This window comes from Dyella sp. OK584 (genome assembly GCF_057787755.1).
Window position 1 is genome coordinate 3,784,843 of the sequence record NZ_CM173542.1, and the last position, 15,198, is coordinate 3,800,040.

General features: G+C 64.0%; 17 protein-coding genes. 13 read left to right on the forward strand and 4 right to left on the reverse strand.

What is annotated here, in order from left to right; all coding sequences use genetic code 11:
* Positions 1 to 50: 50 nt before the first annotated feature.
* The 5 genes from AC3CBN_RS17045 to AC3CBN_RS17065 all read left to right on the forward strand — a co-directional run bounded on the left by AC3CBN_RS17045 (position 51) and on the right by AC3CBN_RS17065 (position 3,557).
* Positions 51 to 659, forward strand: a complete 609-nt coding sequence (locus AC3CBN_RS17045) for a TetR/AcrR family transcriptional regulator (protein ID WP_488634179.1) — start codon at positions 51 to 53, stop codon at positions 657 to 659.
* A gap of 47 nt (positions 660 to 706) precedes the next feature.
* On the forward strand, positions 707 to 1,099 hold the full coding sequence (locus AC3CBN_RS17050; protein WP_488634180.1) for a hypothetical protein: 393 nt from the start codon (positions 707 to 709) through the stop codon (positions 1,097 to 1,099).
* A gap of 204 nt (positions 1,100 to 1,303) precedes the next feature.
* On the forward strand, positions 1,304 to 1,903 hold the full coding sequence (locus tag AC3CBN_RS17055; RefSeq protein ID WP_488634181.1) for a TetR/AcrR family transcriptional regulator: 600 nt from the start codon (positions 1,304 to 1,306) through the stop codon (positions 1,901 to 1,903).
* Positions 1,900 to 2,349: a PaaI family thioesterase gene (locus AC3CBN_RS17060; RefSeq protein ID WP_488634182.1), complete on the forward strand. Its 450-nt coding sequence runs from the start codon at positions 1,900 to 1,902 to the stop codon at positions 2,347 to 2,349. Before AC3CBN_RS17055 ends, AC3CBN_RS17060 begins: the two co-directional genes overlap by 4 nt.
* A gap of 44 nt (positions 2,350 to 2,393) precedes the next feature.
* On the forward strand, positions 2,394 to 3,557 hold the full coding sequence (locus AC3CBN_RS17065; RefSeq protein ID WP_488634183.1) for a thiolase family protein: 1,164 nt from the start codon (positions 2,394 to 2,396) through the stop codon (positions 3,555 to 3,557).
* A gap of 11 nt (positions 3,558 to 3,568) precedes the next feature.
* Here the strand turns inward: AC3CBN_RS17065 and AC3CBN_RS17070 are convergent, their stop codons facing one another.
* Both AC3CBN_RS17070 and AC3CBN_RS17075 read right to left on the reverse strand, forming a co-directional pair.
* Entirely contained in the window at positions 3,569 to 4,108 is a 540-nt protein-coding gene (locus tag AC3CBN_RS17070; protein ID WP_488634184.1) for a DUF6496 domain-containing protein, read from the reverse strand.
* A 92-nt stretch (positions 4,109 to 4,200) separates the two neighbouring features.
* Positions 4,201 to 6,057 carry an ABC transporter ATP-binding protein gene (locus tag AC3CBN_RS17075; protein WP_488636757.1) on the reverse strand — a complete coding sequence of 619 codons (1,857 nt, stop codon included), beginning with the start codon at positions 6,055 to 6,057 and terminating at the stop codon, positions 4,201 to 4,203.
* Between the two features lie 282 nt (positions 6,058 to 6,339).
* Between AC3CBN_RS17075 and AC3CBN_RS17080 the strand changes: the two genes are divergently transcribed.
* On the forward strand, positions 6,340 to 6,981 hold the full coding sequence (locus AC3CBN_RS17080; protein WP_488634185.1) for a PadR family transcriptional regulator: 642 nt from the start codon (positions 6,340 to 6,342) through the stop codon (positions 6,979 to 6,981).
* The gene (locus AC3CBN_RS17085; protein ID WP_488634186.1) at positions 6,974 to 7,363 is read left to right on the forward strand and encodes a Fur family transcriptional regulator; all 390 of its coding nucleotides are present in this window, start codon (positions 6,974 to 6,976) and stop codon (positions 7,361 to 7,363) included. The genes AC3CBN_RS17080 and AC3CBN_RS17085 overlap by 8 nt, the downstream gene beginning before the upstream one ends.
* A gap of 70 nt (positions 7,364 to 7,433) precedes the next feature.
* Here the strand turns inward: AC3CBN_RS17085 and nfi are convergent, their stop codons facing one another.
* Entirely contained in the window at positions 7,434 to 8,135 is a 702-nt protein-coding gene (nfi, locus tag AC3CBN_RS17090) for a deoxyribonuclease V (RefSeq protein ID WP_488634187.1), read from the reverse strand.
* Between the two features lie 86 nt (positions 8,136 to 8,221).
* Between nfi and AC3CBN_RS17095 the strand changes: the two genes are divergently transcribed.
* From AC3CBN_RS17095 to AC3CBN_RS17120, 6 genes are all read left to right on the forward strand, one after another.
* The gene (locus AC3CBN_RS17095) at positions 8,222 to 10,660 is read left to right on the forward strand and encodes a DUF3772 domain-containing protein (RefSeq protein ID WP_488634188.1); all 2,439 of its coding nucleotides are present in this window, start codon (positions 8,222 to 8,224) and stop codon (positions 10,658 to 10,660) included.
* A 49-nt stretch (positions 10,661 to 10,709) separates the two neighbouring features.
* Complete coding sequence (locus AC3CBN_RS17100; RefSeq protein WP_488634189.1) at positions 10,710 to 11,525, forward strand: helix-turn-helix domain-containing protein; 816 nt, start codon at positions 10,710 to 10,712, stop codon at positions 11,523 to 11,525.
* A gap of 721 nt (positions 11,526 to 12,246) precedes the next feature.
* Positions 12,247 to 13,104, forward strand: coding sequence for a DUF72 domain-containing protein (locus tag AC3CBN_RS17105; RefSeq protein WP_488634190.1), 858 nt, complete (start codon positions 12,247 to 12,249; stop codon positions 13,102 to 13,104).
* 63 nt (positions 13,105 to 13,167) lie between these two features.
* The gene (locus AC3CBN_RS17110; RefSeq protein ID WP_488634191.1) at positions 13,168 to 13,623 is read left to right on the forward strand and encodes a guanyl-specific ribonuclease; all 456 of its coding nucleotides are present in this window, start codon (positions 13,168 to 13,170) and stop codon (positions 13,621 to 13,623) included.
* Complete coding sequence (locus AC3CBN_RS17115) at positions 13,620 to 14,054, forward strand: barstar family protein (RefSeq protein WP_488634192.1); 435 nt, start codon at positions 13,620 to 13,622, stop codon at positions 14,052 to 14,054. The genes AC3CBN_RS17110 and AC3CBN_RS17115 overlap by 4 nt, the downstream gene beginning before the upstream one ends.
* 3 nt (positions 14,055 to 14,057) lie before the next feature.
* Positions 14,058 to 14,279: an RNA-binding S4 domain-containing protein gene (locus tag AC3CBN_RS17120; RefSeq protein WP_488634193.1), complete on the forward strand. Its 222-nt coding sequence runs from the start codon at positions 14,058 to 14,060 to the stop codon at positions 14,277 to 14,279.
* A 3-nt stretch (positions 14,280 to 14,282) separates the two neighbouring features.
* Here AC3CBN_RS17120 and AC3CBN_RS17125 read toward each other — a convergent pair whose 3' ends face one another.
* Positions 14,283 to 15,107 carry an arylamine N-acetyltransferase family protein gene (locus AC3CBN_RS17125; protein WP_488634194.1) on the reverse strand — a complete coding sequence of 275 codons (825 nt, stop codon included), beginning with the start codon at positions 15,105 to 15,107 and terminating at the stop codon, positions 14,283 to 14,285.
* Between the last annotated feature and the right edge of the window lie 91 nt (positions 15,108 to 15,198).

The following is a 15,198-nucleotide window of genomic DNA, read 5'->3' on the forward strand; positions in this document are numbered from 1 at the left end:
TTCAAATCAGCATTCCGATGCACAAATTTCGTGCGTGTTACCATCGGCCCATGGCACGCAAGCGATTGACCCGGGAAGAAAGCCGCGACCAGACCCGCCAGCGACTGCTGGAGGCGGCGGCCGTCACCATTGCCAAGAAGGGTCTGGCGGCCAGCAGCGTGGAAGACATTGCCGCGCACGCCGGCTACACCCGCGGCGCGTTCTATTCGAACTTCAAGAGCAAGAACGACCTGTTCATCGAACTGCTCAAGCGCGACCACGCGGATATCCAGCAAGGCCTGCAGGAAATTCTCGACGCGGGGCTGTCCACCGAGGACATGCAGAAGCAGCTCGCACAGTTCTATGTGCAGGCCTATTGCGGTGACACCAGCTTCGTCCTGTGGGCTGAGGCGCGCCTGCAGTCGATGCGCGATGCGCGGTTCCGCACGCGCCTTAATGCGTTGCTGCTGGAAAAGCGCGACGTCATCGCCTACTTCATCGAGAAGTTCTGTGGGCTGATGGGCAAGACCCTGCCGGCTCCCGCTGCCGATCTCGCCTTCGGCACCATGGCGCTGATCGACGGCGTGCGCTTCTTCAATGACTCGATGCCCAGCGAACTGTCCGACGATGCCGCGCAAAAAATGTTGAGCGCTATCTTCAACGCAACGTTCTTTTCCTGACCGTTTTGCAGGAACGCACCCGGTGCGTCACGAGCCCACCATCCAGGGTGACCTCGCAAAGCGATGACGCGGCGACTCTACGGTTACGCACTGGACGCGATAGTAGCGAGCCACTGGATTTCCGTGTCGGCAGCAAGGATGTGCCCGACTGGAACACCGTCGCGGCTGCCACGGCCGGCATGGGCGACACGCTTGCGGCAAAGGCAGGACGCCAAGTCCGCTTTGCCATTCACGCGACGCGCATGGCTGGTGGCCGCACAGTCGCCCTGCTCGATGGCAAACCCCTGTCCATCGCTGACGGCGGAAAGCTGTCTGGCGACGACACGCGCGTCACCTTCGACTGGACGTCCGACGGCAAACCTCATTGGTTACGGGTCGACGTACGCGGCTCTCATGATGAGCCCTGGATCTACGGCAACCCGGTCTACCTCAATCGCTGACGCGTGAGGCGGCTTCTGCGGGCGTCCGGCAATCGTGCAGCGCCCGCTTTGGGAACAGGCTGCGTAGCAGCCGCCCAAGCTCACAATTTCACGCGCGACTTGAACGCCGCCGTCCTCTGCGCGGCCGAAAAATATCGCTTGCCCATGCCCCTTGAATTGCCGAACGATAGTCATATTATAAACGTCATATAAAGCTGGTGAGGCATGCCGATGCGCTATGACGCCGAGCACAAACAGAAGACTCGCACCAAGGTGCTGCAAGCAGCCGCCAAGGCCATTCGCGCCGAGGGACCCGACCGCGTCGGCGTGGCTGACATCATGGCCGAGGCTGGCCTGACCCACGGCGGCTTCTATGCCCACTTCCGTTCCAAGGACGAACTGATCGCAGCCGCCATCGAGCAGATGTTCGATGAATCCCAAGCTCGCATGCGACATGAGATGGACAGTGGCGATCCAGCTACCGGGCTCACGGCCTATATCGACTTCTACCTGTCGACGAAGCACCGCGATGCTCGTTCGCATGGCTGCCCGATGGCGGCGCTGGCGTCCGACTTGCCACGGCTTTCCGACGCCACTCGCGCCTTGTTTGCCGAAGGCGCGCAAAGGCTTACCCAGGCGATGAGCGAAAAGCTGAAAGCGCTTGGCCATGAGGACACTGAAGCCGAAGCGCGTTCGGTGGCGGCCGAGATGGTGGGCGCGCTGTCGCTGGCGCGCGCCGAGCCGGATACAGCTCGTTCTGATGCCATCCTCGCAGACTCACTACGCCTGCTGAAGCGTCGACTCGGCCTGGAGGCCATCGCATGAGCATGATCACCGAGATTGGCCACGGCCTGAATGGGCTCGAGCAATTGAGCGCGTTCATCGCCTCCGGAACGCGTCCGGGCATCGGCGACTCGCTCGACTTTGATCTGGTCGACGTGAGGGAAGGCTTTGCTGCGTTTGAAGGTGTGCCAGGTCCACACGCCTATAACCCGATGGGCGTCGTGCACGGCGGCTATTTCGCCACCCTGCTCGATTCGGCCTGCGGTTGCGCCGTGCACTCGCGGCTTACCGCGCAGCAGGGCTACACCTCGCTGGAATTGAAAGTCTCTTTCCATAAAGCGATGACACGAGAAACCGGCCGCGTTCGCGCCGAAGGACGTGTGCGCACCATTGGCCGCCGCGTGGCCTTTGCCGAAGCCAGTCTGATCGACGCAGAAGGCAAGCTCTACGCCACCGCCACATCGACCCTGCTGGTCTTCGAGCGTTGAAGGCCGATTGACCAACGCCTCCCCTTCCCCACAGGACGTTTCCCATGAACGATACCGTCATCGCGGGCTATGTCCGCACGCCTTTTGCCTTTGCGCGCAAGGGACCTTTGAGCACCGTACGTCCGGATGATCTGGCGGCCATCGCCATGAAGGCACTCATCCAGCGCGCCGACATCGATCCGCAGCTGATCGAAGATGTGCTGATGGGTTGCGCCTATCCCGAAGGTGTTCAGGGCGACAACATTGCGCGCGTCGCTTCCCTGCTGGCCGGCTTACCGATCGAACTGGGCGGTGCCACCGTGAACCGCTTCTGTGGTTCGTCGATGTATGCCATCCACATGGCAGCGGGACAGATTGCGATGGGTGCCGGCGAGGCGTTCATCGCCGCGGGCGTGGAAAGCATGACCATGGTGCCTCAGGGCGGCCTCAATTCCTCGCCCAATCCGCGTTTCGCCAGCCCGCAGCATCCGGATGCGGAAATCGCCATTGAAGCCTACGTCACCATGGGCCAGACGGCCGAGAACGTCGCACTCAAGTACGGCGTGTCGCGCGCCGATCAGGAGCAACTCGCGTTCGAGTCGCAACAGAAGGCGGCGGCGGCGCAGGCTGCCGGGCGACTGAAAGAGGAAATCGTGTCGGTGACCACGCCCGAAGGCATCGTGGTGGATCACGACCTGTGCCTGCGCCCGCAGACCTCATTGGAAGGTTTGGCCGCATTGAAGCCCGCATTCGGCGAACACGGCACCGTCACTGCCGGCACCGCCTCACCTCTCACCGACGGCGCCGTTGCTGTCCTGGTGACCTCGGCTGACTTCGCACAGCGTCACGGCCTGAAGGTGCTGGCTCGCATCAAGTCCACCGCCATCGCTGGCGTGGCGCCTGAGTTCATGGGCATGGGCCCAGTGCCGGCGACGCGCAAGGCGCTGGCACGAGCGGGGCTTCGCATCGACGACATCGACGTAGTGGAGATCAACGAGGCATTCGGTTCACAGGCCGTCGCCTGCCTGCGGGAACTTGGCATTGACCGCGCGCGGGCGAACATCGACGGCGGCGCCATCGCGCTGGGGCACCCGCTGGGTGCCACGGGCGCACGCATCACCGCGAAGGCCGCGCAGATTCTGAAACGGCAAGGCGGTCGCTACGCGCTGGCCACCCAATGCATCGGTGGCGGCCAGGGTATTGCGACCATCCTGGAGGCGATCGGGTAAAAGCCCAACTCTCAGCGCTCGCGAGCGCGCATGGCGCGTGTGCGGGCGGCCCGCGCGGCACCGGCGGAACGACCGGCAGGGCCCTTGGTACGCGCTGCCTTCTTCGCAGCGGCCTTGCGACCTGCCGAACCCTTGGTGCGCGCCGATTTCTCGGCGGACGCTAGGCTTTCGGTGGCCGTGTGCTCCGAGGCCGCTTTGCGTGCGTGCCGCGACAACGCCGCCCTGGAGATCGCGGCGGTACCCTCATGATTCAGTGCCTCGGTCGCGGCGCGGCTTCGCCTGGCCACCGTCGTCTTGGCGGCCTTCTTGGCGACGGGCTTCCTGCGTGCGGCCTTCTTGGCAGCGGCGCCCTTTTTCGCAGGCACCTTGATGCCAGCGCCTCGTGCCTCGGACAAGCCGATCGCGATAGCCTGCTCGGCTGAGCGCGCGCCATGCCTGCCCTCGCGGATGTGATCAATCTCATCGCGAACGAACTCGCCGGCCTGCGTGCTGGCCGATTTTCCCTCGCGCTTGTCCTTGCGCGCACGAGCCAGGGCTTTTTCGCTTGGCATCACGCTGCTCCAGTAACGGAAGGATGGAATGCGATGCTGCAGGACGGCGTGTGAAGCACGGGGCAAGGAAAGCTCAACAGCTCGCAATGCACTCAGGCGATCGCGCTGTCCTCGGCGGGATCCTCCGCCGCAACAAAACCGCCCGTCTGGCGCTGCCAGAGACGCGCATACAGCCCGCCGTGCGCTATCAACTCCGCATGCGTGCCGCTTTCCACGATATGGCCCTTGTCCATCACTACCAGGCGATCCATGCGCGCAATGGTGGAAAGGCGGTGCGCGATGGCAATCACTGTCTTGCCGCGCATCAACAGCTCCAGGCTGTCCTGGATCGCTGCTTCGGCTTCCGAATCGAGCGCGGAGGTTGCTTCATCGAGGATCAGCACAGGCGCGTCCTTCAGCAGCACCCGGGCAATGGCGACGCGCTGACGCTGACCACCGCTGAGCTTCACGCCGCGCTCGCCCACAAGGGCGTCGTAGCCGCTGCGCCCCTCGCCGTCCACCAGCTCCGGGATGAATTCGTCGGCACGCGCCTTGCGCACCGCCTCGATCACCTGCGCCTCGGTGGCATCCGGGCGACCGTAGAGCAGGTTGTCGCGGATCGAGCGATGCAGCAGCGACGTGTCCTGCGTCACCACGCCGATCTGCGCACGCAGGCTCTCCTGGCTGACATGGGCGATGTCCTGGCCATCGATCAGGATGCGCCCGCCTTCGAGGTCGTACAGGCGCAGCAGCACGTTCACCAGCGTCGACTTGCCCGCGCCCGAAGGCCCCACGACGCCGATCTTCTCGCCGCCGCGCACGGACAGGTCGAGGCCTGAGATCACGCCACCCGCCTTGCCGTAATGGAAATGGATGTCCTCGAAATGCACGGCGCCGGTGGTGACCTCCAATGGCATCGCGCCTTCGTGATCCTGCACGGCGCGGGGGCGGGAGATCGTTTCGATGCCGTCCTGCACGGTGCCCACGTTCTCGAAGATGCCGTTGACCACCCACATGATCCATCCGGACATGTTGTTGATGCGGATGACCAAACCCGTGGACAGCGCAATGGCGCCCACGGTCACCTTGCCCTGGCTCCACAACCAGATAGCGAGCGCGGAAGTACCAACGATGAGAAAACCATTCAGCGTCGTAATGGCGGCGTCCATCGCCGTGGTGAGACGCGTCATCGCGCGCATGCGCGTGATCTGCTCGCCCATCGCTTCGGCGACGTAAGCCTCTTCGCGCTGGGTATGCGCGAACAGCTTGAGCGTGAGGATGTTGCTGTAGCCGTCGACAATGCGGCCCATCAATCGCGAGCGCGCCTCGGACTGGCGCCACGAGCGCTCCTTGGTGCGCGGCACGAAATACGCCAGCGTCAGCACGTACGCGACTAGCCACACCACCAGTGGCGCAGCCAGCCAGTAATCGGCCTTGGCGAACATCACGATGGCGCTGCCGGTATAGATGGCCACGTACCAGATGGCATCGACGATCTGCACCGCCGACTCTCGCAGCGCGCCGGACGTCTGCATGATGCGGTTGGCGATGCGGCCGGCGTAGTCGTTCTGGAAAAAGCCCAGGCTCTGGCGGATCACGTAGCGATGGTTCTGCCAGCGAATGCGGTTGGTGAGGTTGGGCACGATGGCCTGGTTCACCAGCAGGTCGTGCAGGCCGATCAGCACCGGGCGCGCAATCAGCGCCACGAATCCCATCCACAGCAACTCGCGGCCGTGCAGCTTGAAGAAATCGGCCGCCGGCGCGCCCTTGGCCATGTCCACGATGCTGCCGATAAAGCCGAACAGCGATACCTCGACGATGGCTACGCCGAAGCCCACCGCGATGGCAGCAGCGAACACCGGCCACACTTGGCGCAGATAGAACACGTAGAAGCGCCACACCGACTGCGGCGGCATGCCGTCGACGGGTTCCTTGAACGCGTCGATCAGCGATTCGAACCAGCGGAACACCATGGGGGTCGTCCTTGGGGAGAAACAGGGGGGCGGGGTAAGTACTTCGTGAAGGCGCGCAAGACGTGTTTCAAGCGGGGCTGAGGCGACCCCGGGGAACATTACCGCCAGGAGCATCCCTCACCGTCATCCCCGCGAATGCGGGGATCCAGCGCCTTACCTGGACGTTCTTCAAGACACTGGATCCCCGCATTCGCGGGGATGACGATCGTCCACCTGTTGTATTTTGCCAGTATTGCGATATATCTTAAGACTGTTACTTACGATATATCGGAGACTGTCATGGGTTTTCATCATTGTTTTGACCGGCACCACCATCACCACGATCACGAAGGCCGTGAAACCTGGATCCGTGAAGCCATGGGCATAGGCCGGGGGCGCGGTTTCGGTCGCGGCCGCGGCTTCGGCGACGACGAAGGTCACGGCGGCTGGGACGGCATGGGCGGGCGATTCCGCGGCGGACGCATGTTCGGCCCCGGCGACCTCAAGCTGATGCTGCTCAGCCTGATTGCCGAGCAGCCGCGCCACGGCTACGAACTGATCCGCACCATCGAGGAGATGTTCGATGGCGCCTACGCCCCGAGCCCCGGCGCGGTCTACCCCACGCTCACCCTGCTGGAGGAACTGGGCCATGCCAGCGTGGAAGCCGGCGACGGCAAAAAGCTCTATGCCATCACCGAAGAAGGCAAGGCATTTCTCGCCGAGAACAAGGAAGCAGTGGACGCGGTGATGTCACGCATGGAGCAGACCGCAAAAATGTTTGCGCGCGCTGCGGCACCGATGGCACTGCGCGAGGCCATGCACAACCTCAAGCGCGCCCTGTTCATGCACGGTGGCCCCTGGAATGCAGCCGAGGTCAAGCGCATACGCGACATCATCCAAAAGGCGGCCGATGAGATCGCCAAGGACAGCAAGGATGCCTGAGCGCTCTCCCGTCACCACCGCCGATGTCCATCAGGTACTGGCGCAGACGGGTCTTCGGGCCACGCCGCCGCGCTTGGCCATCTGGCAGGTATTGCACGACGCCAACGACGAGCCCGACGCAGTGGAGTTGCTGCGCCGGGCACAGTCGATCGAACCGCGTACCAGTCTGGGTACGGTGTATCGCTTTCTGCGTGAGCTGGAACAGCATCGCCTGGCGGCATCGCGCCCGGTGGCTCATCAGCGAGCGCGATGGCGCGCAGGCACGGTTCCGGAATCAGCCATCGCATCGCGTGATCCCGCAGCCGTAGCGGCCGTGGCCCAATTGGCGGCGGCTTTTGGTTATCGGCTGGTGCCTGCGGGCAACAGCACGCCTGCGTACTGAACGATGTGCTTCATCACATTGTCATGCCGGCAACAAACGGGCAAAAGCAGAACTGTAGAGTGAGGTTTACTTATTGTGCTCGCCCCACCTTGACCCTATCCCTTCGCGACGCCAGCCGATCCGCCAGCCGCGTGGGTTCCGGCAGCCGGTATTTCGTGCAATAGGCCAACACCAGCTCGGGCGCGGCATCCATGCTTACGCGATGGCCCGGCGAAACGATCAGCGGACGCACCTTGTCCTTGCTGCGCAAGACGCAACCGATCACGTTCCCCTTGTAGAGCAACGGCGTCCGATCGCCACGCGACGGGCCGAGCTCGTCATACGTGCCCACCAGGATCGACTTGGCCACACCAATCGTGGGCAAGCCCGTTGCCACACCCAGGTGCGCGGCGATGCCCAGCCCGCGTGGGTGCGCTACGCCTTGGCCATCCACGAACACCAGATCAGGCACTTGCGGCAGCTGCTCCAGCGCCTGCAGCACGGCAGGCAGCTCCCGGAACGACAGCAGGCCCGGGATATAGGGCATGCGCGTGGGTTGCCGCGCCACGATCTCCGTCAGCGGTGTGAGGGTCTGCGCATCGAGCAACACCGCGGCAGCGCGTGTCACCGCGCCGCCCTCCTCGAAGCCGACATCGACGCCAACGATATGCCGAAGCGTCGGGTGATCGTCCACCAGCCGAACCCGATCAGCCAGCTCAACCTGCAGGGCTCGCGCCCTGGCAACGTCACCGTCCCACGGTGGAACAACGGAAGTCGCGGAAAGGAAATTCATCACGACAGCGTGAATGCAACGCACTGAACGAACCGTCAAGACAATTATTCATTGACCGGTTCAGGAGCTGCCCGGATCATGCCGTCATGCGTATCGTGCTTCGTTTGCTGCTGGTCCTTCTCGTCGCCATGGGTGGCGTCCCTCCTGTCCGGGCGCAGAACGGCACCCAGAGCACAGCGCAGATTCCACAGGCCACGCTGGTCAGTCCCGATCAGCTGAGCGCCCAGCTCGACCAGATCAAACAGACACTCACCGACAAGAGCAAGCTCACTGACAGCCTGCTGACTGATGCACGAATCAAGACGCAGGCGGTGCAGCAGAAGACGGACCAACTTGCGGGCAGCCTCATCCCGCAAGCCGATGCGCTCAAGGCCAAACTCGATGTGCTCGGCGTTGCACCGCAGAAAGGCGCACCGGCCGAAGCGCCGGAGGTGGCGGCCCAGCGTAAGCAGCTCACCAAGAACAAGACCGACCTGGATGGACAGCTGACCCAGGCCAAATCGCTGAGCCTGGAATGCCAGCAACTGATCACCCAGATCGCCGCGTTGCGCCGTGACCTGTTCCAGGCGCAGATCAGCCAGCGCACCGCGACGCCGCTCAGCGTGGCGTTCTGGAAGCGGTTTGCGCAGAGCCTGCCTGACGATCGCGCCAACCTCGCCCTGCTGGGCACCGCGATCCAGGGAGCGCTGGTACAGGCATGGCAACCGGGCAATCGCTTCCCGTTCATTGCATGCCTGCTCGGCGCCGTGGCGCTGTTTGCCGCGGGGCGCCGGCTGCTCGAGCACAAGATGCTGGACCTGGCCAGCAAATACCTGCCATCGGGCCATCTGCGCCGCAGCGCCATGGCGCTGCTGATCACGTTGGGCACCACGCTCACCTACGGCGTCGCCGCGTGGCTGATCTACCTCGCGGTGAACTGGAGCGGCGTGTTCGACCCGGATCTGGATGACCTGGTCCGCCCGATGGTGGGGCTGATGTTCTTCGTGGCCACCATGGCTGGCCTGGGGCGCGCGCTGCTCAGCGCGAAGCGACCGTCCTGGCGGTTGCCGCCCATCTCGGATGACCTCGCCAGACGGCTGTGGCCGTTACCCGCCCTGCTGGCCTGCAGCGCGCTACTGCTCGGCGTGATCGAGCGCGTGACCAGCTATATCGGCGCGAGCCTCCCCGTCGCGATGGCCGTCAACGCGCTCATTGCCACCCTCATTGGCGCGCTGGTGAGCGCCGCGCTGATACGCATGGGACGTGCCCGTCGCGCGCTGATCGCCGACGGCGGCACGCCCGCCGCGCGGCCACTGTGGGTGGGCCTGCTGGTGGCGGGTGCCTTTGTCAGCACCGTGATCATCCTGCTCAGCGTGCTTACCGGTTACATCGCACTAGGCTTTTTCCTGGCGCGGCAGATGGTGCGCGCGGGTTTCCTCATCGCTGCGCTCTACCTGCTGATGCATTTGATCAACGACTTGTGCGAGTCGTTGCTGTCGCCGGATACACGCAGCGGCGTGCGCATGCAGCAAACCTTCGGCATAGCCCCGGCGCGGCTCGAGCAGGCCGCCACCGTGCTGTCGGGCGTGAGCCGGGCGTTCCTGCTGCTGTTGGCAGTGCCACTGATACTGGCGCCCTACGGCACAGGACCCAGCGACCTGATGGATCGCGGCGCCCGGATATTCGCCGGACGCGAGCTGGGCACGTTGACGATCAATCCCACCAGCATCTTCAACGCGATGCTGGTGTTGGTCTTCGGCGTCATCGTGCTGCGCCTGATCAAGCGCTGGCTCAGCAAGCAACTACTGCCCAAGACTTCGCTGGACGTGGGCATGCAGACGTCCATCGTCACGCTGCTCGGCTACGTGGGTGGCGTGCTGGTGTTTGTGCTGGTGCTTGGCGCCCTGAAGGTCGATGTGCAGAGCATCGCCTGGGTAGCCAGCGCCTTGTCGGTAGGTATCGGCTTCGGCCTCCAAGCCATCGTGCAAAACTTCATTTCCGGCCTGATCCTGCTGGCGGAGCGACCCGTGAAGGTCGGCGACTGGATCAGCATTCCCGGCGCGGAAGGTGACATCCGCCGCATCAACGTGCGCGCCACCGAGATCCAGTTGAGCGATCGCTCCACCATGATCGTGCCCAACTCGCAGTTGATCACCCAGAACGTGCGCAACGTGACGCTGGCCAACGCACAAGGCCGCGTGCAAATTCGTCTGCCCATGCCCTTGAGCACCGACGCCAGCAAGGTGCGACAGATCGTCTTCGACATCCTGCGCAACTACTCGTCCACGCTGAGCGCGCCCGCGCCCAGCGTGCAGCTGGACAGCATCGATTCCGGCTCGCTGATGTTCGTCTGCACGGCCTACGTGAGCAATCCGCGCGACGCCGGCAACGTGAAAAGCGACCTGCTGTTCGAGATCATCGATCGTCTCCGCAAGGCCAGCCTGCCACTCACCACGCCGCAGGACATGGTGGTACGCACCATGCACCCGGACGACGGCGGCACGTCCGGCCCACTCTCACCCGTGGTGCCGGGCAACAAGACCTGACAGCCACGACGCATGGGCCTAGACTGGCGGCGTCGCCTGGAGCCAGCCGATGGGACACCACGTTGTCGTACCCGCGCCGCCGCTCGACGCCCTGGTCGCCCGGCTGTGGGACTGGGAAATGCCGCCCGCCGCGCACCACTATGAACGCGTGTTGCCGGTGCCGGGCGCGGCACTCATCATCAACCTCCACGAGAACGAAACGCGCGTGTATAGCGATGATGCCGAGCGGCGCTGTCTTCGCGCGCCCGCTGCGGTAATCGGTGGCCCCTGCCTGCGTAGCCAGATCATCGACACTGCCGAACAGGTGCACGTGATGGGCGTGGTGTTTCGCCCGGGCGGTGCGCACGCATTCACTGGAGAGGATCACGTTGCCCTGGTGGAACGCGATATCGGGCTGGAGGACATCTTCGGCAGCAGCGCGCATTACCTGCGCGAACGCTTGCTGGATACTCCCGATGCCGCACAGCGCATCGGCCTACTGGAACGTTGGCTACTGGCAAACATGCGGATGCCGCAACTCGCGCCCGAAGTGCTTTACGCGCTCGACCAGATCAACCAGCGCCCGCAGGTCACGCGCATTGGCGCACTGATACGCGAAACCGGTCTTTCCGAATACCGATTCGGCCGTCTGTTTCGCCGACAGGTCGGCATGGGGCCGAAACGTTATGCGCGACTCATGCGTTTCCGCCATGTAGTCGATGCGGTGTATCGCTGCGGATCGGTGGACTGGAGCGGCGTGGCTCTCGACGGTGGCTATGGCGACCAGGCGCATCTGGTGCATGAGTTTCGGGATTTTGCAGGGATGACACCGACGGCGTTCATGGCGGCGCGTGGGCCGTATCCGAATCATTTGCCACTGGATTGAAGGGGGTGGTGCTGTCGCCAGCTTGCCGCTGTCGCTAGGGTGCCGCCTACTACCGAAGGGAGTCCCCGTGGGACGCGGCAAACCTTTCGCACAGTTGATTGCCGCCCCCTTGTAGGAGCGCACCCTGCGCGCAACCGGTGTCGCTCCAGTCTTTCCTATGTCGTCATCCCTGCGAAAGCAGGGATCCAGTGCCTTTCGCTTTCGGGTCAGCGTTGCCGCCAGCATGCCGCCTACGACCGAAGTGAGTCCCCGCGGGACGCGACGGGCGTTTCGATCGCCTGCCGGCAGCCCGGTCACTTTTCTTTATGGGTGGTGCATGGGCGGCTTGAACGAGGCGCTTCCGCAAGATTGCCCCCTCACCCCAACCCTCTCCCCGGAGGGGAGAGGGAGCGAAGCGTGAAGCAAGCGGCGGCTTTAAGTCCTCAGTACTCCGACGCCCCGCGGTGTAGCCGCTCCGTTTGAAGTAGCAACGCCACGCCGTCGATACCGCACCCTTCAGGCTTGTATCCATCGCAGTGCTGCCAGCTCTCCAGGCCATTTTCTTTGGGTTACTTTTCTTTTGGGCCAGCAAAAGAAAAGTGACTCGGCTGCCGGCAGGCAGTCGAAACGCCCGCCGCGTAGGCGGCACCCTGGCGATACCCCCACCCATACCAACGACTCAGAACACGCAGCCCCCACCCTCCCCCATGCCATCATGCCCACCCCACCGGGAGCCCAACCCATGCCCCAACCCGCCCCCGCCACCGACCTGTTCTCCCGCCCCTCGAACAGTGGCCCCTCCTCCCGCATCCGCGTCGGCATTGGTGGCTGGAATTTCGCGCCGTGGCGCAACAACTTCTATCCGGCGGGACTCGTGCAGCGACGCGAACTGGAGTTTGCGAGCCGGCAGCTGCGCGCGATCGAGATCAACGGCACCTTTTATGGCGCGCAGAAACCGGCGACATACGCCAAATGGGCCGCTGAAACGCCGGATGGTTTCGTGTTCTCGCTGAAGGCACCTCGCTATATCACCGAGGGCAAGCGCCTGGCCGATACGGCTCGAGGTATCGATGGTTTCGTGCTCGGCGGGCTCGCCGAATTTGGCGATCGACTCGGGCCGGTGTTGTGGCAACTGCCACCATCGCGGCCGTTCGATGCGGATGATCTTGCCGCGTTTCTCGACCTGCTCCCACGCGAACTCAACGGCCACCCGATGCGTCATGTGCTTGAAGTGCGCCACCGCAGTTTTCTCGACGAACGCTATGTCGAGCTGGCCCGCGCCCATTGCATCCCGACCGTGTTCACTGATTCGCCGCAGTACCCTTCGCTGGCCGATCTCACGGGTGACTTTGCCTACGCGCGCCTGATGCGCAGCGAGTCGCATATCGATACCGGCTACGCGGCCACCGATCTCGATGCCTGGTCGCTGCGCGCCCGCACCTGGGCGGAAGGCGGTGACGTTGCCGAACTGCCACACGTCATGCAGCCCCTCGCGCAACAGGCACCGCGCGACGTCTTCATCTACTTCATCAGCAGCGCCAAGGAGCGCAATCCCGCCGCGGCCATCGCATTGCAACAGCGGGTCGACGCTGCCGGCTGAGGCCGTAAGTGCCCCATCGCGACGGAAGCTCTACACTCGCGCCACTCTGACGATATGACGGCCATGCGCGTCCTCAAACCCTTGCTCCTTCTGGTCGTACTGGCGATTGCCGCCCTGATGTGGGGCCGGCATGCGCCGGAGCCGTCACCGCCCGGTGCCGGCCTGGCGGTACCGCATACCGCCGGCGTCGCATCGCCATCGCCTGCTGCTGGCCTGGCGTTGCCGCGTACCGCCGGCATTGCGTTGCCGTCGTTCCTGCCGCCCGAGGCGGCCGATACGTTGTCGCGCATTGCCCACGGCGGGCCGTTCGAACATCGCCAGGACGGGGTGGTGTTCCAGAACCGCGAAGGCCGCCTGCCGGCGATGTCGGAGGGCTACTACCACGAGTACACGGTGGATACGCCGGGCCTGGATTATCGTGGCGCGCGACGCATCATTACCGGTGGCACGCCGCCGCAGGTTTACTACTACACCGATGACCACTACCGCACGTTTCGCCAGTTCGAGGTATCCCGATGAATGCGCAGTTTGATCTCGATTTCGGCGATTCGTCGCACGGCGGGATTTTCTTTGTCACTTCCGATGACCTGGAGCCACTGGCCGAAGCCGCCGGCATGCAGGGGCTTCGCGTCTGCCGCATCAACCTGGCCGACTACACCGACCGCGAGGCGCTGTTCGACCGCCTTACTGCATCGTTGCGGTTGCCGACCGAATTCGGGCGCAACTGGGACGCACTGGCCGACAGCGTGCGTGACCTTTCCTGGCTGAAGGCGACCGGCTTCATCCTCCTGTTCGATCATGCCGAAAGCATGCGCGACACCAGCGAAGACGATTTCGATACGCTGCTGGACATTCTTGAGGAAGCGGTGGACTACTGGCAGGAGGCCGGCTCGCCCTTCTTCGTATTTTTTGCTTTGCCCGAAAGCGCCTTTGACGAGACTGAAGCCTGACCCATGCACGAACTCGAATTTGAATTGGACCGCGACTACGTCGAACTCAACCAGCTGTTGAAGCTGGTGGGCCTGTGCGACAGCGGTGGCGCGGGCAAGGCGATCGTGGCCAGCGGCGCCGTATCGGTGGATGGCGAGCAAGAGCTGCGCAAGACCTGCAAGATCCACGCGGGCCAGGTGGTGCAGCTCGAGGACATCGTCATCCACGTCCACGCCGCCAACTGACGCTTATTGAGTCGGCGCGGGCAGCGCGTCCAGCGTGCGATCCAGGTCAGGGTGCAACGGCAGGCGGATACCAAACTCTTCCTGCAGCACCTGCTTGATCTCGGCGACACCGTTCAACGTGCGTCGGACGGATTCACCCTCCGTGGGGTGTATGACGAATTCGCGATTGCGCAGGCCGAGACGACGGTCGGCGAGTGTGCGCGCCACGATCAATCCATGCAGGAAGTGCGACTCGGGGTACGTCGAGGTGTAGTGGTTGGCCACCACGTAGTCGATGGCCTGGCGCAGCTGCAGGTCGAAGCGGTACAGCGTCTTCCACTCGCCACGAACCTGCGCCTGCATGCGCCAGTCGCCATCGTGCTCAAGCAGGCGGAACGGTTCGTTGCCGGTGACCTGCGCCATTTCCGGCTTGAGCCGCAACGCGCCGCTCAGCGCCATGCTGCCGAAGCCCACGTCGACCAGCCAGCTCTCATGGTCCAGCTCCACGCGCAGCAGCATATGCGTCTGCGCCACCTCGGCATCGTCGGGCTTCATCCACAGCACGCGAGCGATCAGGCCCGACACCTCGTACCCGAGCGCACGCAGCACCTCCAGCAGCAGGCGGTTCTGCTCGAAGCAATAACCGCCGCGCCCGTCCTGCACCAGCTTGCGTTCCACGGCATCGGGCTCGAGTGACACCGGCACGCGCAACAGCGGATCGAGATTCTCAAACGGAATGGCCGCGACATGCGCGGTGGTGAGCGCACGCAGAGTGGCGAGGTCGGGGGCCAGCGGGCCGTCGTAGCCGATGCGGCGCAAATAGGCGTTCAGGTCGATCACATGACTCATGAAAAAAACCCGCGGGACGATGGACGCGCACCATAACACCGTGTTGGCGCCGGCTTAGCACGCGGTCGAACGATGGGTGGGAGCATGAAGG